The following is a 17,139-nucleotide window of genomic DNA, read 5'->3' as shown; positions in this document are numbered from 1 at the left end:
CTATCAAAGTGTTAGTCACTAACATCTGGGGTGAGCATGAAGACGGCATTGGTGACCGGGGCGTCGCGGGGGATCGGCGCGGCGATCGCGCGGAGACTCGAGAAAGACGGCATAACCGTCCTGAGACAGGACAGCAGTCAGGCCGACTTGTCGACCATGGAGGGGATCGACAAAGCCCTTGAGGGCATCGACAGCCTGGACATCCTGGTCAACAACGCGGCGGCCGCACCGCGAGGGCCGATCGAGACCGACACGCCCGAAGGCTTCGATCACCTGATGGCGGTGAACGTGAAGGCGCCGTACTTCCTCATCCAGCGAGCCCCGCTGAACGACGGCGGCCGCATCGTCAACGTCTCGTCGGTCGCGACCAGGATGGCCAACCCCGCCCAGACGTCCTTCGCGACGACCAAGGGCGCGCTCGAGACGATGAGCCGCACCCTCGCCCACCAGCTCGGACCGCGCGGGATCACGGTCAACGTCGTCGCGCCGGGTGCCACCAGGACCGCGGACAACGGCCGGATCTTCACTCCGGAGCTGGAGGCAGCCATCAAAACCCTCACCGCGCACCGGAGGCTCGGCACCGCGGAGGACATAGCGGACGTCGTCGCCTTCCTCGCCTCCGACGCCGCCCGGTGGGTGACCGGGCAGGTCATCGAGGCGAGCGGCGGGTTGTTCCTCGGGCCGCCGGGCCAAGGCGCAGAATAGGCCGGTGACGTGGTTCAGCGAGGACGAACTCCGCAGGCAGGCCGGTGACGTCTCGTTCGCGCGCGGCGCCAAGTACCTGGAGTCGGTCGAGACGCTGGACGACGTCGCGGGCGGGGTCACGGCGGTGGTCAGCGGCACCGACCGGTACACGGTCCGGTTGCGCAACGTCGACGGCGAGCTGGCCGGCGAGTGCTCCTGCCCGCACGCGGCGGACGGCTTCTTCTGTAAGCACTGCGTGGCCGTCGGGCTGCTGGTCCTCGAGGGCGTGGCGGACGGCGGCGCGGCCGACATCCGCGGGTACGTCGAGACCCTGGACCGCGCCGAGCTGATCGAACTGCTCGTCGGGCACGCGAACGAGGACCCGGTCCTGTTCCGCAAACTCTCGCTGAAGGCAGGCCGCGGCGACCTCGACGCGTTGCGACGGCACGTCGAGGGAACGTTGCGGTTGCGTGGTTTCGTCGGCTTCCAGGGCACGGTCGCGTACACCGAGAAGGTGCGCGAGGTGCTCGCCACCGTCAGGGAACTCATGGACGGGCCGCTGTTGTGCCGCGTCATCGAGCTGGTGGTGGAGGCGTTGGATTTCGTCGAGGACTCGTTCGGCGCGCTCGGCTCCGAGGTGTCGGGAGCGCTCGCGTTGTACGCGGAGGCCTGCGCCGATTCGCCGCCGGAGCCCAAGGAGCTCGCGGAGTGGTTGCTACGGCTGGACCTCGACGGTTCCGGCCGCGTCGACGTGAACATCGCGGACTTCACCGCGGGCCTCGGTTTCGAGGGGCTCGCGGTGTTCCGCGCCGGCGTCGAGGAGCGGTGGCGGCTCGACGACGGCGAGGACCCGTACCGCAGCCGCAAACTCCAACGGCTGCGTGAGGGGTTCGCGGCGATGCGGAACTGGAAGGCCTAGTACCGCTGGCGGTTGCGGTACAGCTCCTCCAGATCCCGCCGCCCCGCCTGGTCGCCGGTGTCGGCGGCCGCGCGGAACCAGTGCTCGGCCTCTTGGAAGTTCCCGTGGTCGGCGGCGAGCCTGCCGAGGTTGGTGTACGCGGGAACACTGCCGAGTTCCGCGGCCTTCCGGTACCAGGCGGTGGCCTCGCCGGGATCGTTCCGGTCGTTGGCCAGCACACCCAGGTTCGTCATCGCGGCGGCGTCGCCCCGTTTGGCGGCCTTGAGGTACCAGCGTTCGGCGGCTTCCAGTTCTCCGCGCCGGTGCAGCACCAGGCCGAGGCGGACGGCGGCGTCGGGAGCGCCGGCGGCCGCGGCCGCGTGATAGCAGCTTTCGGCGCGCGTGAGGTCGCCGCGTTGCTGGGCCTGGCGGCCGAGTTTGATCAGCGACGTCGCGTCGGCCTCTTCGCTCGCCTTGCGCCACCAGGGATCCGCTTCGGCCGTCCGTCCGGTGTCGCAGAGCACGGCGCCGAGCGTGATCATCCCTTCGACGTTGCCCGCCGCCGCGGCCTCGCCCGCCCAGTACTCGGCTTCCTGGAGTTCGCCGCGCCGGTGCAGCGCCCGCGCCAGTTCGGCCATCGCCTCGACCCGGCCCTCTTCGGCGGCCCGACGCCACCAGTCCTCGGCGGCGTCGGAATCACCTCGTCGCGCGCAGAGATTTCCCAGATGCGACATGGCATGCGAATCACCGGCCGTCGCGGCTTCGCGGTACCAGCGTTCGGCCTGTTCCGGCACGCCGCGCTCGGTCAGGAGGTGCGCCAGGTTGCCCATCGCGACCCTGTCCCCGCCCTCGGCGGCCTTCCGGAACCACGCCTCCGCCTCGTCGAGATCGCCGCGCTCCAGCGCGATGGATCCCATACGTGCCATGGCGATCACGTGTCCGCGTTCCGCGGCCTTCCGGTTCAGATAGTCGTCGACCCGGGTGTTCCACTTACGTTTTTCGGCGCCCACAAGCCCGCTCCTTCCGGCAGCGTCCCTGGGGTAGTCGCTGCTCAGGACCCGGATGTGACAACAACTACCGGGTGTCATCGCCGTGTCGCACCGGGTTTCCCCGTCCGCCGCGGCGATACTTGGCGCTCCCCAACCCCCGTCGAGAGGAACCGCGCGGTGGCCACGCGTACCAGCCAGATGACCACGGCTCAGCGGCTGCTCCTGCTGATCACCCTCGCCGCCGTCGTACTGGCGGTCTTCTGGTTCGTGAGCGGCAAGGGCGACGCTTTGCAGCCGAAGCCGGCCAACCCCGCGAGCGCCGCCGACGCGCGCAAGCAGCTGGACGAGCTCACCGTCGCGCCGCGCGGTTCGATGGACGGCTACGACCGCAAGAAGTATCCGCACTGGGACAACCAGGGGAACAACTGCAACACCCGCGAGTTCGTGCTCAAGCGCGACGGGAAGGACGTGAAGGCCGGTTCCGACTGCGCCCCGACCTCCGGCAGCTGGACGAGCATCTACGACGGCGAGACCTGGACGAAGCCGACCGACATCGACATCGACCACATGGTCCCGCTCGCGCAGAGCTGGGTCAGCGGCGCGAAGTCGTGGACCGACGAGAAGCGGCGCCAGTTCGCGAACGACCTGACCAGGCCGCAGCTGTTCGCCGTCACCGACAACGTCAACCAGGAGAAGAGCGACAAGGCGCCGGACCAGTGGAAGCCGCCGCTCGTGTCGTTCTGGTGCACCTACGCCACCGACTGGATCACCGTGAAGCACTACTACGGCCTCACGATCACCACCGCCGAGAAGAGCGCGCTCAGCGACATGCTCGGTCGTTGCTGATCCGCCCGGATTCGGGTTGGCTGGGGCGATGGCGACCTTCGTACTGATCCACGGCGGTGGCGGCAGCGCCTGGGACTTCCACCTCCTCGAGGCGGAGCTCACCGGCCGCGGGCACGACGTCGTCGCGGTGAACCTGCCGATCGACGACGAGAAGGCCGGTTTCCCGGAGCACGTCGACGCCGTCGTGAACGCGATCGGCGACCGCGAGGACCTGGTGATACTGGGCCATTCCTACGGCGGCTTCACCGCGCCGATTGTCGCCGGGAAGCTTCCGGCGCGGCTGCTCGTGCTGCTGACCCCGATGATCCCGAAACCGGGCGAGACACCGGGGGACTGGTGGGGCAACACGGGTTTCGAGGACGCGAAGGACCTCACCGACGAGGAGAAGTTCTTCAACGGCGTCCCCGCGGACATCGTCGCGGAGGCGGGCTCGCACGGCCGGAACCAGGTCAGCGCCGAATGGGGACAGCCGTGGCCGCTGGACGAGTGGCCGGACGTCCCGACGAAGGTGCTCATCGGGCGCGGAGACCGCTTCTTCACGCCCGAGTTCCAACGCCGGGTCGTCCAGGACAGGCTCGGTTTCGCGCCCGACGAGATCGACGGCCCGCACTCCGTGCCCTTGAGCCATCCCGAGGAACTGGCGGACCGGCTGGAGTCCTATCTCACCAGCGGTCCAGTCGCATGACCTCTTCGAGCGGCTGACGCGGGGCGGGTTTGAAGGTGTCGCCGGTGTAGAACGCCGTGGGGATGAGCGCGGCCTGGTGCACGTTGTCCGGCAGGCCGAGGATCTCCGCGGCCTCCTTCTCGTACGCGAGGTGCAGCGTCGTCCACGCCGTGCCGAGCGTGACGGCCCGCGCCGCGAGCATGTAGCTCCACACCGCGGGCAGCAGGTTCCCCCACAGGCCGGCCTGGTTGCCGGCGGGCAGTTCGGCGCTGCTCGTCTCCAAGCACGGGATGACGTGCACGGGCACCTCGCCCATCTTGTCGGCCAGGTACTCGACACTGGAGCCGACGCGCTTCTGCACCTTCGACCGCTCGGGGTCGTCCGCGAACAGTTTCCCGGCCGCGTGCGGGGAATCCAGGTACTCGCGGCACGCACGCTGATACAGCTTCCCGAGCTCGGCACGCTGCCCGGGATCGGTGATCACGAGCCAGTGCCAGCGCTGCGTGTTCGACCCGCTCGGCGCCTGCAACGCCACCTGCAGGGCGTGTTTGACCAGTTCGAGAGGCACCGGCCGGGTCAGGTCCAGTCGTTTGCGGACGGTCCGGGTGGTCGTCAGCAGCTCTTCGGGCGTCATCCGGCGATTATGTCGTTATGATCCGCTGGTGGGGAGGCCGCCGCGCGAACGAGGGATGGGCACTTTGCTCAGGCACGTCCTCGAAGTGACCGAGGCGGACGTCGTCGCGTTCTTCGAGGACATCGGACTGGGTGACTACCGCCCGCGGTTCACGCCGTTCGTCCGCGCGCTCGTCACGCACGGGCCGTCGCCCATCCGCGACCTGGCCGCCGAAGTCGGCGTGACCCATTCCGCGGCCAGTCAGACGATCGCGCAGATGGCTCGGCAGGACCTCGTCTCGCTCCGGCCCGGCGCCGACGCCCGGCAAAGGATCGTTTCGCTCACCGAGAAGACGCGGCGCCTGATGCCGACGCTCGAAGCCGAGTGGGCGGCGACCAGCGCCGCGGCCGCGCAGCTGGAAGCCGAACTGCCGTACCCGCTCAGGGAAGTGCTGGTCGCCGCCGTCGAAGCCTTGGAGCGGAAATCGCTCCGGGAGCGCATCGCCGAAACGGACGCCGCGCTCAAGCTGAAGCGTCGGCCCGGTCGAGACTGAACACGGCCCAGACGTACTTGCCGCCGGAGCAGGGCTCGTAGCCCCAGTCGTCGGACAACGCGTGCACGAGCTGGAGACCTCGGCTGCGCGCCGCCATCGGCGATGGCTCCTTCAGCTTCGGCCGCTCCGATCCGGAATCGAAGACCCGCAGGGTGAGCCTGCCGTCGGAGTACTCGATTTCGAGCCTGTCCGGCCTCTCGCCGTGCTCGAAGGCGTTCGTGACCAGCTCGGAGGTCGCCAGGAGCACGTCGTCGACCGCCGGGCCGTCGAGGCCGAAGCCCGCCAGGGTCGCTCGCACCGCTTGCCGCGCGACGGCGGGTGCCGTCACAGCGACCGGCAGGGGGAGGGAGACCACCGGCAACGAGCCCTCCGATCGTGTCTTGGACATCGTCATGGTGTCGCACCTCCCCTCGCGAGAGACTCCCAGATCCGCTGTTCGCTTCCAGGTACCCACAAGGGGCGCGGTCGAATCAGACTCCGTCCGTGAGTTCTGTCTCGGTCAGTCCTTCCCGCAGTTTCTTGAGCGTGGCGGCCAGGAGCCTGGACACCTGCATCTGGGAAACACCGACACGGCGCGCGATGTCCGACTGGCTCATCCCGGACCCGAACCGCAGCGCGACGATCTTGCGCTCGCGGTCGGGCAGCCGTTCCAGCATCGGCCGAAGCGCCTCACGCAGCTCCGCCTGGCTCAGATTGGCGTCGGCCTCGCCGAAGCGGGTGTGCGCCGAGTTCTCCAGGAGGTTGTCCAGCGAGGCGCCGTACCGGCCCTGGCCGGCGCGGAGACCCTCGTAGACCTCGTCGATCGGGACGCCGAGATGGACGGCGATCTCACTGGGCTTCGGCGCGCGGGAGAGCCGGATCGTCAGCTCTTCGCGCACGGCCGAGATGTTCGCGTTCAGCTCCTTGAGCCGCCGCGGCACCCGTACCGACCAGCTGTTGTCGCGGAAGTGGTGGCGCAGCTCGCCGGAGATGGTGGGGACCGCGAAGGCCAGGAAGTCGCTGCCCTGACCGGGGTCGAACCGGTCGACGGCGTGGATCAGCCCGATCGTCGCGATCTGGACCAGATCCTCCATCGACTCGTCCCGGTTGCGGAACTTGCGCGCCAGGTTGCGCGCGAGTTCGAGGTGCGCGCGCACCAGCTCGTCGCGCAGCGCTTCACGTTCGGGAGCGCCCTGGGGCAGCGCGCACATACGCTCGAACAGGGCCGGGACGTCCGCGCCGTCTTGCTCGACGGGTTCGGTCACGGCCGGGCCGCCTCGCTCTCCCGGATGAGTTCCACCCTGGACAGGTAGCCGCCATCGGCCGGGACGACGCTCCGCCGCGCGGACGTCGCCAGCGCGGTGAGCAGCTGCCAGGACAGACCGGTCTCGTCGTCGGGCTCCGGAGAGTCCGAAAGCACCGAGACGGTCACCTCGATCCGTCCGTCCTTCCATGAGAAAACGCAGTTCAGCTGCCCGTCGGAGGCCGAGGGGAGCAGCATGGAGCAGGCCTCGTCCACCGCCATCCGGAGATCCTCGACGGCGTCCAGGTCGAAGTCCTGGCGCATCGCGATGTCCGCGACGATCGTCCGGAGTGTCGGTACCACGTGCGGTACCGCGGCCGTGCGTACCTCGATGAGTTGAGCGCCCTCCCCGCTGGGCGGGGTGTTGTCCACCACGTGTGTTCCTCTCTCGAGCTGCGCTGCCGATCGGTCAGATGCCCTGGGTGTGAGCAAACCAAACCCACGTTTGAGCCGTGCAGGGGGCGGGCATGTAACCGGCGACAAACGATCTCCTGGGAAGGCGGGGACCGACATGGCTGACGTGAGCCGGCTGCCGAACGTGGTGGCGGAAGAGTGGGACTGGCAGCTCCGTGGGTCGTGCCGAGGCGCCGACAGCAGCTTGTTCTTCCACACGGACAACGAGCGCGGTTCGGCCCGCGAGCGGCGCGAGTCGCGGGCCAAGGCCATCTGCCAGACCTGTCCCGTGCTGGCGCAGTGCCGCAAGCACGCGCTCTCGGTGCAGGAGCCGTACGGCATCTGGGGTGGGCTGGGCGAGATCGAGCGCCGCGAGTTGTTCCTCCGCGAGCGCCGCGCCGAGCGCAAGGCCTTGACCGCGCATTGAGCGCGTCCCGGGCACCGGTCGGCGACGCGCGAGACGGCGATCGTGGCGCCCCGTCCGTACTGGGTTAGGGTTGGGACTGTCGTTGCGGGGACAGCCACGCCTACCCGCCGAAGAAGAGCGTGCGTCCGTGTCCGGACTGGGCGCGGCCGTCGCTTGAGACCACAGGCGCGTTCCGGCGCTGAGCGTCGGTTCTCACCTGATGAGGAGAATGTGCATGCCCGCAGCGGACCAGAACACCACGCCGCCCGGTTTCAGCATCACGCTGGACGCCGACGCGTCTGAACCGCGTGTGGTGGTCACCGGTGAGCTCGACCTGCTGACGAGCCCGCAGCTCCAGGAGACCCTCGGGGCCTTGATCACGGACAAACCGTCGGGTCGGGTGGTCGCCGACCTGACCGGCGTGACGTTCTTCGACTCCTCGGCGTTGAACGTGGTGCTCCAGGCACAGCGTCATGCCGCCGAGAACGAGGTCGAGCTCGAACTGGTGCCCAGCCCGCAGGTGAGCCGAGTGATCGAGCTCACCGGCGTCGCCGAGCACCTCAGCGTGTCGGAGGAGCCCCCCGCCTGATCCCCCGCTACGGTCGTGGGCTCGTGATCCGCGACACCTGGGGGCAGCACGATGATGGGGCGGACGCATGCCCTGACCGGCTGGTGCGCGGGCCTCGCGCTCGCACCTGTCGTCGGGGCGGGCACGGTGCACCAAGCGGTCGTGTTCGCCGCGACCACGGCCGGATTCGCCCTCCTGCCCGACCTCGACCACCCGGGCGCCCGCGCGTCGAAGCTGCTCGGCTGGTTCACCGGCGCGATCTCCTGGCTGCTCCGCCGGGTTTCCGCGGCCCTCTACGCGCTGACCAAGGGCCCTCGGGACGAGAAGGTCACCGGTAAGCACCGCCATCTCTCGCACACCGTGCTGTTCGCCGTCGGTCTCGGCTTCCTGACCTCCTGGGGCACCACCGAAGGCGGCCCGTGGGCGGTGTTCGGTGTCGTCGTCCTCGGCCTGCTGCTCGCGGAAGGCGCGCTCGGCGACTGGCTCCTGCCGGTCAGCGGCGCCGCGGTGGGCTGGTGGGTGTGGACCGCCCCGCCGGACAAGGCGGCACAGCTCGCGGAGATCTCCGGCTGGCTCGGCATCGCCGTCGCGGCCGGGTGTTTCGTGCACTGCCTCGGCGACGCGCTGACCGAGTCCGGCTGCCCGTTCCTGTTCCCGATCCCGATCGCGGGCGAGACCTGGTACGAGATCCGGCCGCCGAAGCCGCTGCGGTTCCGCACCGGCAAGAACGTGGAGAACCGGCTGATCTTCCCGGTGTTCGCGGTCGCGGCGGTGGTGCTGATCCCCGGGGTCTGGGAGTACCTGTTCACCACGGTCCAGGGGCTGCTCACGCCGGACGGGACGCAGACCGCCGTTCAGTGAGGAATGCCCTCGTCACCGGCGGCGTTGAATCGGAACGCCGGACCCGGTTGAGGAGGGGGAACAGTGGACAAGCCCGTGCTGCGCGCCGACGCGCGCCGCAACCGAGCGAAGGTGCTCGCGGCGGCCGAAGAGGCCTTCGCCGTCGACGGCCTCGCCGTCCCCCTCGACGAGATCGCCCGTATCGCCGGTGTCGGCGCGGGTACGGTCTACCGGCATTTCCCCAGTAAGGAAGTGCTCTTCCAGGCCGTCGTCGTGGACCGGCTCGAACAGTTCGCGGCGGAAGCACGCGAACTGCTGACCGCCGAAGACCCCGGCGAAGCGTTCTTCGGCTTCTTCAAACGCGTCGTCCAGCAGGCGGCGCGCAACCGCGCACTCTGCGACGCGCTCGCCGAGACGACCGGGCTGGGGTTCAAGGCGGGCGCGGGCGACGACTTCCGGGCGGCTTCGCAGGCGCTGCTGACCAGGGCACAGGCCGCGGGCGCGGTCCGCGAGGACATCGACGGCGACGACCTGCGTGCCCTGATCGCCGGATGCCTCGCCGCCGAACGGTACTCACTCGAAGAACGTCATCTCGTCCGCATCGTTGTCGACGGATTGCGCACGCAACGTAACAAAACGTAAGATCGACGCGAGAAGTCCTCGTACCTGCGCTTCGCGTGGCAGTGTGTACCGAGGGGTGCCGGATGTTCGGTCAAGGTCCCACCGCCGGTTCCATCACGGTCGCGGCCATCGCCGGCCTAGCGACCGGGCTGCTCGTCGCCGCCCTCCTGGTGGCAGGCCGTGAGCCGCAGCGCCGCGTGTACGAAGTCGGCACGACCCCTTCCCCGGTCACCACGTCCCGTTCGGTCGGGCCGGTCACGGTGACCGTTCCGGGCAGCGCGCCGGAACCGCTCGTCGTCACCCGCACCAGCACGCCGGCGCCGCGCACGGTGACCAGGACGGTGACGCCGTCACCCACCTCGACGGAGTTGCCGCCCAGTACGACCACAGGATTCCGGATCGACTGAGGCAACCCGGGCGCCCCTTCGTGCCGTCTGTCCTGGTATGCGGCGGCTCCCCGTTTTCGCTCTCTTGACCGCGTGTCATGCCGGCGAAAGCGCTTGTGCGGCCATCGGGCTGAGGGAGGGATATCCCTCGCCATCCCGCCGGAAGTGGCCGCCGGTGTCACCCGTGTGTCGCTGGAGTTGTGCTGGGCCGGTGCCTGCGTGACCGAGTCCGCGCCCGGTGGCGACCACGCCGGTCCGGACCACGGTGACCCTCGACGACGGAGAGCCCTATGTCCTCGACGTCACCCCGGCGATCGCCTATCCGATAAACAAAGCGTGCGGAGGCGGCGTGCCGGTCGCGAAGCTGGTCGTGACGTCCGGCGGCGAGGTACGGCAAGGACCGTGAAGGCCGCCCCCGATGAACGGCCTCCACGGTCATCCCCTGTGGCTAGCCGACGTCGCGACGCCGCCAGCCCATGAGCCCGGCCACGAGCGCGACCACGGCGACCCCGGTCAGCCAGACCAGTGGTGTCGCGGTGAACTCCGCGGCGGGCAGTTTCGGAACGTGCGAGAACGGGGAGGCGTCCACGACCGCCTGCGGCAGGTTCAGCACCGGGCCGAACAGGCTGAGCAGCAACGCCAGCCCGGCGATCGCCCACGCCGCAGTCGAGAGCTTCGGCGCCAGGCCGAATAGCGTCACGGCGAGGCCGGTGATCACCCACACCGCCGGAAGCTGTGCCAACGAAGCGAGCACCATGTCCCCGACCGCCTCGCCGGCGCCGCCCGCCCGCATCCCGTTCGACAGTCCTAAGAGGACACCGCTGAGCAGCATCATCAGCGCGGTGCCGCCGAACGTGAACACGAGGTGGCTGCCCAAGAGCCGTAGCCTGCCCACGCTCGTCGCGAGCAGCGGCTCGACCCGCACCGCGGTCTCCTCGGTGCGGAGCCGCAACGCGGACTGCACGCCGTAGAGCGCGACGACCATGGCGAACAGGCCCGCCATCGCGGCCATGAAGGCGTCGACCAGCGCGTCCGTGCCGCCGAGGCGCTGGAAGATCTCCTTCGCCTGCTGGCTTTCCCCGACGACGTCGCCGATACCGCTCGCCACCGAGCCGAACACCGCGGCGCAGACCGCCGTGCCGATCAGCCAGCCGATCAACGGACCCCGGTGCAGCCGCCACGCCAGCGCGAACGGGCTGCGCAGCGACGCCGCCGCTTCGGCGGGGCCGGGACGCGGCGGGATGATGCCGGTGCCGACGTCCCGCCGCGGGAGCAGCGCGTATCCGGCGGCGCCGACCACCACGGTCGCGGCCAGCGGCAGCAGGAAGACCCACCAGCGCTCGTCGGCGAACGGCCGGATCTGCTGCGCCCACCCGATCGGGGAAAGCCACGAGACCCAGGTCGCGTCCGAGGTCGAGTCGCCGACGGCGCGAAGCAGGAACGCGACCCCGACCGCGGTCGCGCCGATCCCGTTGGCCGTCCTCGAATACTCGGCGACCTGGACGGCCACCGCCGCGATCGCCGTGAAGACCAGCCCGGTCGCGGCGGTGGCGGCGCCGAGCGCGACCGAGCCGGCGGCGGGCAGCTTCGCGCCGATCATCAGCCCGGTCTCGACGAGTCCGATGAGGACACTCGCGCCGGCGGACACCAGCACGCCCGCGGTCAGCAGGGCGTACCGGCCGACCACCGCGGAGGCCAGCAGTTCCGCGCGGCCGGTGTCCTCCTCGGCGCGGGTGTGCCGGGTGACGGTGAAGACCGCCATCAGCCCGGCGATCAGGGCGAGGAACCCGCCGAGCCGCCACGCGGTGAACCCGCCCGCGGTCGAAAGATCGAAGGCGGGGCCGTAGATCAGCGAAAGCGACGGGTTCGAGCCCATGCTCGCGGTGAGCCCGGCCCGTTCGGCGGCCGTCGGGTACAGCGTTTCGAACGTCCCCGACGACGTCGAAGGCATGATCCCGAGCAGAACGACCCAGATCGGCAGGACGATCCGGTCCCGCCGCAGCGCCAGCCTGGTCAGGTGCCAGGTGCCGACGAGTCCGTGCGAGGGCCCGGAAACGGTCACCGGGCGCTCCAGCGTCGCGGTCATTTCGCGCTCGCTTCGGTGGTGTAGTGACGGAGGAAGAGCTCTTCGAGCGTCGGCGGCTGGCTGGTCAGGCTGCGGACGCCGACCTGGGTGAGCTGGCGCAGCGCCTCGTCGAGGGAGCGGGTTTCGACGTCGAAGCGGACCCGGTTGCCCTCGACCTTGAGGTCGTGGATGTTCTCCAGCCTGGTCAGCCCGTTCGGCGGGCCGGCGAGCTCGGCGGAGATCGACGTCCTGGTGAGGTGCCGGAGCTCGGCCAGCGTGCCGGTCTCGACGGTGTGCCCGTTGCGGATGATGCTGACCTTGTCGCAGAGCGCCTCGACCTCGGCGAGGATGTGGCTCGACAGCAGCACCGTGCGGCCCTGCTCGCGTTCCTCCTGGATCGCGTACTGGAAGGTGGCCTCCATCAGCGGGTCGAGGCCGGAGGTCGGCTCGTCCAGGATCAGCAGGTCCACGTGCGAGGCCAGCGCGGCCACGATCGCGACCTTCTGCCGGTTGCCCTTGGAGTAGGTGCGCCCCTTCTTCCTGGGGTCGAGGTCGAACCGTTCGATCAGATCCTTGCGGCGGCGCTGATCGAGCCCGCCCCGCAGCCGCCCCAGCAGATCGATCACCTCTCCGCCGGACAGGTTGGGCCAGAGGTTCACGTCGCCGGGGACGTAGGCGAGGCGCCGGTGCAGGCTCGCCGCGTCCTTCCAGGGGTCGCCGCCGAGGAGGCGGACGTCCCCCGAGTCCGCGTGGAGCAGGCCGAGCAGGACCCGGACGGTGGTCGACTTCCCCGCCCCGTTCGGGCCGAGGAAACCGTGCACCTCCCCCGCGGGTACCTGCAGGTCAAGGCCGTCCAAAGCCTTGGTCCGGCCGAAGGATTTGTGGAGGCCGGAGATGGAGATGGCGTTTTCCATGAACCTGAAGGTACAGTGATTTCACGAAGTTGTGAAGTTAAGAAAACATATGGATGGTGTGATCACTCTGGGGAACGTAGGAGAGGATGTGTCCATGACGACGACGCCTGAGAGTGCTTCGAGCACCCAGAGAGACGAGGACGCCGTCCGCCGTTACGTGGAGCACCTGGGCCTCACGCTCTCCCAGATCGGGATGCAGCGGATGCCCGCCAGGGTGTTCGCCGCGCTGATGACCACCGACGCCGGCCGCCTCACCGCGGCCGAGCTGGCCGACCAGCTCTCGGTGAGCCCCGCCGCGATCTCGGGGGCCGTGCGGTACCTGGAACAGATCGGATTGGTCGCCAAGGAACGCGAGCCCGGCTCGCGCCGCGACCACTACCGGCTCTTCGACGACCTCTGGTACGCCACCTTCATGAAACGCGACCGCATGATCACCATGTGGCGCGACGCGGCCGACGAGGGCGTTTCGGCGCTGGGCGAAGGCACGCCTGCCGGCGAGCGGGTCGCCGAGATGCGGGACTTCCTGAGCTTCATGATCAAGGAGCTCAACGACATGTACGCGAAGTGGCACGAGATGCGGGCCGAAAAGGGCAAGTAGGTGCTGGGCCTCGTGAGTGGCTGTAACCGTCCTGGCCACTCACGAGGCCACCGCGACCGCCAACGTCGCCGCGAGCCTTTTCGCCCACTGGTCCAGCTCCTCCGCGGAAGGCTCGCGGTCCTCGAAGGACGCCAGGAACGCGTACTGGAAACAGGCCCCGAGCAGCAGTGACGCCGCCGCGTCCGGATCCGCGTCCTCGCGGACCCTGCCGAGCCGGACCTCTTCACCCAGGTACGCCGAGAGGCGCACCAGCGGGACGTCCGGCCCGCCCGCCCTGTTCGTGAGCCGGTCCCGATGGGTCGCGAGCAGCTCCCGCGAGGAGAACAGCGACACCGCGATCGGGAAGCTCTCCAGATAGAACGCCAGCGTGATCCGCGCCAGCCGGGCGAGATTCTCCGCGAGCGGCGCGTCCGCCGCGGACCTCATCAGCTCGTCCAAGGTCGTCCCGAGCGCGGGGAGCCGCTCGGTGAGCACGCTCGTGAAGATCTCGGTCTTGTCCTTGAAGTGTTTGTACAGCAACGCTTCGGAGTAGCCGGCCGCCCGCGCGATGGCCTTGGTCGTTGCATGCGCGTAGCCCTGCTCTCGCATCACCTTCGCCGCCGCGGCGACGATCTCCTCGCGGCTTCCCATGTTCGCTCCTGAGGGCTTCTCAGCGTTCGCTCGACAAGTGGTGGGTGAACACTCACCATAGTGGGTGAGTATTCACTAACCCAGGAAAGGGCGTGACCATGAGGCTCACTGTTCTCGGTGCCACGGGCGGGGTCGGCTCCGAAGTCGTCAAGCAGGCGCTGGCGGCGGGGCACCACGTCACGGCGGTCGTGCGCGACCCGTCCCGTCTGGACGCGGAAGGCGAACTGCTGGAGGTGGTCGTCGCCCAGCTCTCCGAGCACGGCGCGCTGACCGAGGCCGTGTCCGGGCGCGACGTGGTGATCTCCGCCCTCGGTGCCCGCGACCGCAACCCGACGACCATCGTCACCGACGGGGCGAACGCCGCGATCGCCGCGCTCGGATCGGCGGGCACGCGGCGGCTGCTCCTGGTGAGCGCCAGTGGCCCGTTCGTCGACGGCGACGCCTTCTTCACCAGGAACGTCGTCAAGCCGATCCTCGGCAGAGTCCTCCGGCACGCCTTCGCGGACATGGTCGCCGCCGAGCGGATCGTGCGCGCGAGCGACCTCGACTGGACGATCGTGCGCCCGCCTCGTCTGCTGAACGGGCCGCACACCGGCGCGATCGCCGTCCGCACCGACGGCAACGTCCGCGGGAGCTACCGCATCAACCGCGCCGACGTCGCCGACTACCTGCTCCGCGCGGCCGCGGACGACTCGCTCGCCCGCCAGACGGTTTCGATCGCCCAGGGCTGATATCCCCACGAAACGCGGAAGTAGAGTCGCGGGGTGATCAGCCGTGCGGTGGTGCTCGCCCCGATCCTGCTCGCGCAAGCCGTCCGGGTGCGCCGTACGACGCCAAGGCTGCCCGGAGCCGAGGGGCCGGTCACCGGACTCGTGAAGGGCGACGGCCGTCCGCTGCGGCTCGCGGTGCTCGGCGAGTCCACCGTGGACGGCGTCGGCGCGGCCACCCACGCCGAGGCGCTGACCGGACGGCTCGCGGACGAACTCGCGCGGGACGGCGGCGCGGTCGCCTGGCAGGCCATCGGCAAGACCGGCGCCAACGCGCGCGTGGCGCGCGAGGAATTGCTGCCGCTGCTCGAACCCGCCGACCTGGTGGTGATCGCACTGGGTGTCAACGACACGATCGAACTGCATTCGGCCACGCGCTACCGGCGCGACCTGCTCGACCTCGTCGTCGCCGTGCGGCGCCGGGTAGGCCGGGTGCCGGTGGTGCTCGCGGGCGTGCCGCCGATGGGCCGGTTCCCCTCGCTGCCGCGTCCGCTGCGGGACGTCCTCGGCGCGCGGTCGGCCGTCCTCGACGCCGCGGCCGCGCGGCTGGCGCTGCTGCGCGGTGTCGTCCACGTCCCGATGCCCGCCGCGATGCTGGACCCGGCGACCTTCGCCGAGGACCGTTTCCATCCCGGCCCCGAAGGCTACCGGCGCTGGGCCGAACAACTCGCGCACGTGAGCCGACGGCTACTCAGCGACACCTTTTCCGGGTAAAAACGCTGATCAGGTCACCCGCCTGCCACAGATCAAGAAATTTCCGCGAAAAAGCTGGCTCTGCGTGTATCTGGTGGCAGCCTCATTGCGTCCTATGGAGCAGTCGAGGAAATGAGGGACACCCGATGACGACCGAGACCAACACCGCGCCCGTCGACGACGAGGCCACGGCCACCGAAGACCTCGAAGAGACCACGAAGCCGAAGCCGATCACGGCGCCGGTCCCGCCCCGTCCCGGCACCAGCCCGGACGGCAACTGGGACCCGAACGGCACCAAGCCGCCGGTGAACTGAACCAACACAGACAGGTGATGTCCGGAGGCCGAGGGGGCCTCCGGGCATTGCCTCCGGGTGCTCCTTCGGGGGAGGGGGACGCCCGGACGCGGGCCCGTTGGGGAGCGGGCCCGGGGGGAGGGAAAAAGGGCCGGCCGGTGCGCAGTCCACACCTACTCGCGCCGGCCGGTGCCTTTGTCCCTTCGCCCCAGACCGAGGGGGACGACCGAAACTCGACCAAAAAAGTTAGTGACTTGATGTATCCCAGAGCCTCTTGCACGCTCCTTCTCCCCGAAGGGCCCGCGATACTGCCAGCGCCGACACGAAGACACGTCCGAAGTGGGGCAGATACGGTGACCGACGTGCAAACGACCGAGGTAGACCCGCCATGGGAAGGACTGACCGGTGCCGACCTGCATGCCGCCTGCATGCGCGCGGCGCGGGCCGGTGACCGCCAGGCGATGGACAGACTTGTGCACGAGCTGACCCCGCTCGTGTGGCATGTCGCGCGCGCGAACGGGCTCGACCGCCTGACCGCCGAGGACGTGGTCCAGACGGTGTGGCTCGCGCTCTTCAGTCAGCTCGAAAAACTCCGTGACCCCAAAGCACTCGCCGCCTGGTTGATCACCACCACCAGGCGCGAGGCCCAGCATCCCTTCGGTCGCCGCGCTCAGCCTGTCCCGCTGACCGACGAGGTGGCCGAGAACATGGAGAGCACCCACCCGGCCCCCGAGGAGGAAGCCGTCCGCGCCGACCGGGATCGCCGGGTCTGGCGCGCCTTCCTCCGCCTGCCGCATCGCTGTCAGCAGCTCCTCCGGCTGACCGTGCTGGCCGGGCGCGCCGAATACCAACTGGTCGCCGAAGCACTCCGTATGCCGCGCGGAAGTGTCGGCCCGACCAGGGGCCGTTGCCTCGAATCGATGCGCGACCTGCTGGCCCACGAAGGGGGAAGCCGATGAACGACCTCGGGACGCCGGGGGAGATGACCTCCCCGGGCGATGAGGCCTTGCTCGCCGATATCGGGCGTTTCATGGACGAACTGGACCCGCCACCGGGAGACCTGGTGCAGCGGGTTCAATTCGCGCTCGCGCTCGAAAACCTCGACGTCGAGGTCGCCCGCTGGGAACGGATGGACGCCACCGCGGGCGTTCGCGGCAGCGACACCGGCACGATCACCTTCACCGTCAGCGACCTGACCGTGATGATCAACCTCACCAAGATCGGCAAGAAACACCGGATCGACGGCTGGCTCGTGCCCGCCGGCGAGTACGGAGTGGAGGTTCGCGTCGCCGAGCACGGCACGAGTTCCACCACCGCCGACGAAGGAGGCCGGTTCGTGCTGGACAACGTCCCTCAGGGCACCACCCAGATCGTGATCCACCTCGGCGACGTGACCTGTCGCCGGACCGTCGTGACCCCGACAGTGGTGCTGTAAC

25 protein-coding genes are annotated in these 17,139 nt (G+C 69.5%); 17 read left to right on the top strand and 8 right to left on the bottom strand.

Annotated elements, in window-relative coordinates; all coding sequences use genetic code 11:
* The first annotated feature begins 36 nt into the window (after window positions 1-36).
* Together BLW75_RS22640 and BLW75_RS22635 are read left to right on the top strand one after the other, a co-directional pair.
* Window positions 37-705 (top strand): SDR family oxidoreductase, encoded by a 669-nt coding sequence (locus BLW75_RS22640; protein ID WP_091598123.1) that lies wholly within the window; start codon window positions 37-39, stop codon window positions 703-705.
* 4 nt (window positions 706-709) lie between these two features.
* Complete coding sequence (locus tag BLW75_RS22635; RefSeq protein WP_034319850.1) at window positions 710-1,603, top strand: SWIM zinc finger family protein; 894 nt, start codon at window positions 710-712, stop codon at window positions 1,601-1,603.
* Here the strand turns inward: BLW75_RS22635 and BLW75_RS22630 are convergent.
* Entirely contained in the window at window positions 1,600-2,592 is a 993-nt protein-coding gene (locus tag BLW75_RS22630) for a tetratricopeptide repeat protein (protein ID WP_034319853.1), read from the bottom strand. The genes BLW75_RS22635 and BLW75_RS22630 overlap by 4 nt on opposite strands.
* Before the next feature lie 156 nt (window positions 2,593-2,748).
* Between BLW75_RS22630 and BLW75_RS22625 the strand changes: the two genes are divergently transcribed.
* Entirely contained in the window at window positions 2,749-3,417 is a 669-nt protein-coding gene (locus tag BLW75_RS22625; RefSeq protein WP_034319855.1) for an HNH endonuclease family protein, read from the top strand.
* Window positions 3,418-3,445: 28 nt separating this feature from the next.
* The gene (locus BLW75_RS22620; protein ID WP_034319858.1) at window positions 3,446-4,102 is read left to right on the top strand and encodes an alpha/beta fold hydrolase; all 657 of its coding nucleotides are present in this window, start codon (window positions 3,446-3,448) and stop codon (window positions 4,100-4,102) included.
* Here the strand turns inward: BLW75_RS22620 and BLW75_RS22615 are convergent.
* On the bottom strand, window positions 4,080-4,715 hold the full coding sequence (locus BLW75_RS22615; RefSeq protein WP_034319860.1) for a nitroreductase family protein: 636 nt from the start codon (window positions 4,713-4,715) through the stop codon (window positions 4,080-4,082). The two genes, BLW75_RS22620 and BLW75_RS22615, sit on opposite strands and share 23 nt — an antisense overlap.
* 55 nt (window positions 4,716-4,770) lie before the next feature.
* Between BLW75_RS22615 and BLW75_RS22610 the strand changes: the two genes are divergently transcribed.
* Complete coding sequence (locus BLW75_RS22610; protein ID WP_091598120.1) at window positions 4,771-5,247, top strand: MarR family transcriptional regulator; 477 nt, start codon at window positions 4,771-4,773, stop codon at window positions 5,245-5,247.
* Here the strand turns inward: BLW75_RS22610 and BLW75_RS22605 are convergent.
* The 3 genes from BLW75_RS22605 to BLW75_RS22595 all read right to left on the bottom strand — a co-directional run bounded on the left by BLW75_RS22605 (window position 5,216) and on the right by BLW75_RS22595 (window position 6,904).
* Complete coding sequence (locus tag BLW75_RS22605) at window positions 5,216-5,641, bottom strand: ATP-binding protein (RefSeq protein WP_034319864.1); 426 nt, start codon at window positions 5,639-5,641, stop codon at window positions 5,216-5,218. The genes BLW75_RS22610 and BLW75_RS22605 overlap by 32 nt on opposite strands.
* A gap of 76 nt (window positions 5,642-5,717) precedes the next feature.
* On the bottom strand, window positions 5,718-6,491 hold the full coding sequence (locus BLW75_RS22600; protein WP_034319866.1) for a SigB/SigF/SigG family RNA polymerase sigma factor: 774 nt from the start codon (window positions 6,489-6,491) through the stop codon (window positions 5,718-5,720).
* Window positions 6,488-6,904, bottom strand: coding sequence for an ATP-binding protein (locus BLW75_RS22595; protein ID WP_034319869.1), 417 nt, complete (start codon window positions 6,902-6,904; stop codon window positions 6,488-6,490). The genes BLW75_RS22600 and BLW75_RS22595 overlap by 4 nt, the downstream gene beginning before the upstream one ends.
* Window positions 6,905-7,040: 136 nt before the next feature.
* Here BLW75_RS22595 and BLW75_RS22590 point away from each other — a divergent pair, with 136 nt between their 5' ends.
* The 6 genes from BLW75_RS22590 to BLW75_RS43610 all read left to right on the top strand — a co-directional run bounded on the left by BLW75_RS22590 (window position 7,041) and on the right by BLW75_RS43610 (window position 10,149).
* The gene (locus BLW75_RS22590; RefSeq protein WP_034319872.1) at window positions 7,041-7,349 is read left to right on the top strand and encodes a WhiB family transcriptional regulator; all 309 of its coding nucleotides are present in this window, start codon (window positions 7,041-7,043) and stop codon (window positions 7,347-7,349) included.
* Between the two features lie 214 nt (window positions 7,350-7,563).
* Window positions 7,564-7,917, top strand: coding sequence for an STAS domain-containing protein (locus BLW75_RS22585; RefSeq protein WP_034319875.1), 354 nt, complete (start codon window positions 7,564-7,566; stop codon window positions 7,915-7,917).
* Between the two features lie 54 nt (window positions 7,918-7,971).
* Entirely contained in the window at window positions 7,972-8,757 is a 786-nt protein-coding gene (locus BLW75_RS22580) for a metal-dependent hydrolase (protein WP_034319878.1), read from the top strand.
* Window positions 8,758-8,820: 63 nt separating this feature from the next.
* The gene (locus tag BLW75_RS22575) at window positions 8,821-9,378 is read left to right on the top strand and encodes a TetR/AcrR family transcriptional regulator (protein ID WP_034319881.1); all 558 of its coding nucleotides are present in this window, start codon (window positions 8,821-8,823) and stop codon (window positions 9,376-9,378) included.
* Window positions 9,379-9,440: 62 nt separating this feature from the next.
* On the top strand, window positions 9,441-9,764 hold the full coding sequence (locus BLW75_RS22570; RefSeq protein ID WP_034319884.1) for a superantigen-like protein SSL4: 324 nt from the start codon (window positions 9,441-9,443) through the stop codon (window positions 9,762-9,764).
* A gap of 217 nt (window positions 9,765-9,981) precedes the next feature.
* Window positions 9,982-10,149, top strand: a complete 168-nt coding sequence (locus BLW75_RS43610) for a hypothetical protein (protein WP_241783961.1) — start codon at window positions 9,982-9,984, stop codon at window positions 10,147-10,149.
* Between the two features lie 42 nt (window positions 10,150-10,191).
* On the opposite strand, the gene BLW75_RS22560 is transcribed toward BLW75_RS43610, so the two are convergent.
* Together BLW75_RS22560 and BLW75_RS22555 are read right to left on the bottom strand one after the other, a co-directional pair.
* Window positions 10,192-11,829 carry an ABC transporter permease gene (locus tag BLW75_RS22560; protein ID WP_091598117.1) on the bottom strand — a complete coding sequence of 546 codons (1,638 nt, stop codon included), beginning with the start codon at window positions 11,827-11,829 and terminating at the stop codon, window positions 10,192-10,194.
* The gene (locus BLW75_RS22555) at window positions 11,826-12,722 is read right to left on the bottom strand and encodes an ABC transporter ATP-binding protein (protein ID WP_034319888.1); all 897 of its coding nucleotides are present in this window, start codon (window positions 12,720-12,722) and stop codon (window positions 11,826-11,828) included. Before BLW75_RS22555 ends, BLW75_RS22560 begins: the two co-directional genes overlap by 4 nt.
* A 94-nt stretch (window positions 12,723-12,816) precedes the next feature.
* Between BLW75_RS22555 and BLW75_RS22550 the strand changes: the two genes are divergently transcribed.
* On the top strand, window positions 12,817-13,320 hold the full coding sequence (locus BLW75_RS22550; RefSeq protein ID WP_034319891.1) for a GbsR/MarR family transcriptional regulator: 504 nt from the start codon (window positions 12,817-12,819) through the stop codon (window positions 13,318-13,320).
* 39 nt (window positions 13,321-13,359) lie between these two features.
* Here BLW75_RS22550 and BLW75_RS22545 read toward each other — a convergent pair whose 3' ends face one another.
* Window positions 13,360-13,950 carry a TetR/AcrR family transcriptional regulator gene (locus BLW75_RS22545; protein WP_034319894.1) on the bottom strand — a complete coding sequence of 197 codons (591 nt, stop codon included), beginning with the start codon at window positions 13,948-13,950 and terminating at the stop codon, window positions 13,360-13,362.
* Between the two features lie 98 nt (window positions 13,951-14,048).
* Between BLW75_RS22545 and BLW75_RS22540 the strand changes: the two genes are divergently transcribed.
* The 5 genes from BLW75_RS22540 to BLW75_RS22525 all read left to right on the top strand — a co-directional run bounded on the left by BLW75_RS22540 (window position 14,049) and on the right by BLW75_RS22525 (window position 17,138).
* On the top strand, window positions 14,049-14,681 hold the full coding sequence (locus BLW75_RS22540; RefSeq protein WP_034320004.1) for an NAD(P)-dependent oxidoreductase: 633 nt from the start codon (window positions 14,049-14,051) through the stop codon (window positions 14,679-14,681).
* Window positions 14,682-14,714: 33 nt separating this feature from the next.
* Window positions 14,715-15,431 (top strand): SGNH/GDSL hydrolase family protein, encoded by a 717-nt coding sequence (locus BLW75_RS22535; RefSeq protein WP_034319897.1) that lies wholly within the window; start codon window positions 14,715-14,717, stop codon window positions 15,429-15,431.
* A gap of 125 nt (window positions 15,432-15,556) precedes the next feature.
* Complete coding sequence (locus BLW75_RS42905) at window positions 15,557-15,724, top strand: hypothetical protein (RefSeq protein ID WP_167373514.1); 168 nt, start codon at window positions 15,557-15,559, stop codon at window positions 15,722-15,724.
* 332 nt (window positions 15,725-16,056) lie between these two features.
* The gene (locus BLW75_RS22530; protein ID WP_034319901.1) at window positions 16,057-16,662 is read left to right on the top strand and encodes an RNA polymerase sigma factor; all 606 of its coding nucleotides are present in this window, start codon (window positions 16,057-16,059) and stop codon (window positions 16,660-16,662) included.
* A complete protein-coding gene (locus tag BLW75_RS22525; RefSeq protein WP_007030725.1) occupies window positions 16,659-17,138 on the top strand; it encodes a hypothetical protein in 480 nt (159 codons plus the stop codon). Before BLW75_RS22530 ends, BLW75_RS22525 begins: the two co-directional genes overlap by 4 nt.
* The last annotated feature ends 1 nt before the right edge of the window (window position 17,139 follow it).

Source organism: Amycolatopsis lurida (assembly GCF_900105055.1).
Lineage (GTDB): Bacteria > Actinomycetota > Actinomycetes > Mycobacteriales > Pseudonocardiaceae > Amycolatopsis > Amycolatopsis lurida.
The sequence above is the reverse complement of the archived record's forward strand: the minus strand, read 5'-3'. Positions and strand labels throughout refer to the sequence as shown.

Bases quoted from the DNA above. Each gene is read 5' to 3' on its own strand.
- BLW75_RS22640 (WP_091598123.1), top strand. From the start codon at position 37: ATGAAGACGGCATTGGTGACCGGGGCGTCGCGGGGGATCGGCGCGGCG.
- BLW75_RS22605 (WP_034319864.1), bottom strand. From the start codon at position 5,641: ATGACGATGTCCAAGACACGATCGGAGGGCTCGTTGCCGGTGGTCTCC.
- BLW75_RS22620 (WP_034319858.1), top strand. From the start codon at position 3,446: ATGGCGACCTTCGTACTGATCCACGGCGGTGGCGGCAGCGCCTGGGAC.
- BLW75_RS22525 (WP_007030725.1), top strand. From the start codon at position 16,659: ATGAACGACCTCGGGACGCCGGGGGAGATGACCTCCCCGGGCGATGAG.
- BLW75_RS22545 (WP_034319894.1), bottom strand. From the start codon at position 13,950: ATGGGAAGCCGCGAGGAGATCGTCGCCGCGGCGGCGAAGGTGATGCGA.
- BLW75_RS22555 (WP_034319888.1), bottom strand. From the start codon at position 12,722: ATGGAAAACGCCATCTCCATCTCCGGCCTCCACAAATCCTTCGGCCGG.
- BLW75_RS22590 (WP_034319872.1), top strand. From the start codon at position 7,041: ATGGCTGACGTGAGCCGGCTGCCGAACGTGGTGGCGGAAGAGTGGGAC.
- BLW75_RS22550 (WP_034319891.1), top strand. From the start codon at position 12,817: ATGACGACGACGCCTGAGAGTGCTTCGAGCACCCAGAGAGACGAGGAC.
- BLW75_RS22585 (WP_034319875.1), top strand. From the start codon at position 7,564: ATGCCCGCAGCGGACCAGAACACCACGCCGCCCGGTTTCAGCATCACG.
- BLW75_RS22615 (WP_034319860.1), bottom strand. From the start codon at position 4,715: ATGACGCCCGAAGAGCTGCTGACGACCACCCGGACCGTCCGCAAACGA.
- BLW75_RS42905 (WP_167373514.1), top strand. From the start codon at position 15,557: ATGACGACCGAGACCAACACCGCGCCCGTCGACGACGAGGCCACGGCC.
- BLW75_RS22560 (WP_091598117.1), bottom strand. From the start codon at position 11,829: ATGACCGCGACGCTGGAGCGCCCGGTGACCGTTTCCGGGCCCTCGCAC.
- BLW75_RS22540 (WP_034320004.1), top strand. From the start codon at position 14,049: ATGAGGCTCACTGTTCTCGGTGCCACGGGCGGGGTCGGCTCCGAAGTC.
- BLW75_RS22610 (WP_091598120.1), top strand. From the start codon at position 4,771: ATGGGCACTTTGCTCAGGCACGTCCTCGAAGTGACCGAGGCGGACGTC.
- BLW75_RS22580 (WP_034319878.1), top strand. From the start codon at position 7,972: ATGGGGCGGACGCATGCCCTGACCGGCTGGTGCGCGGGCCTCGCGCTC.
- BLW75_RS22570 (WP_034319884.1), top strand. From the start codon at position 9,441: ATGTTCGGTCAAGGTCCCACCGCCGGTTCCATCACGGTCGCGGCCATC.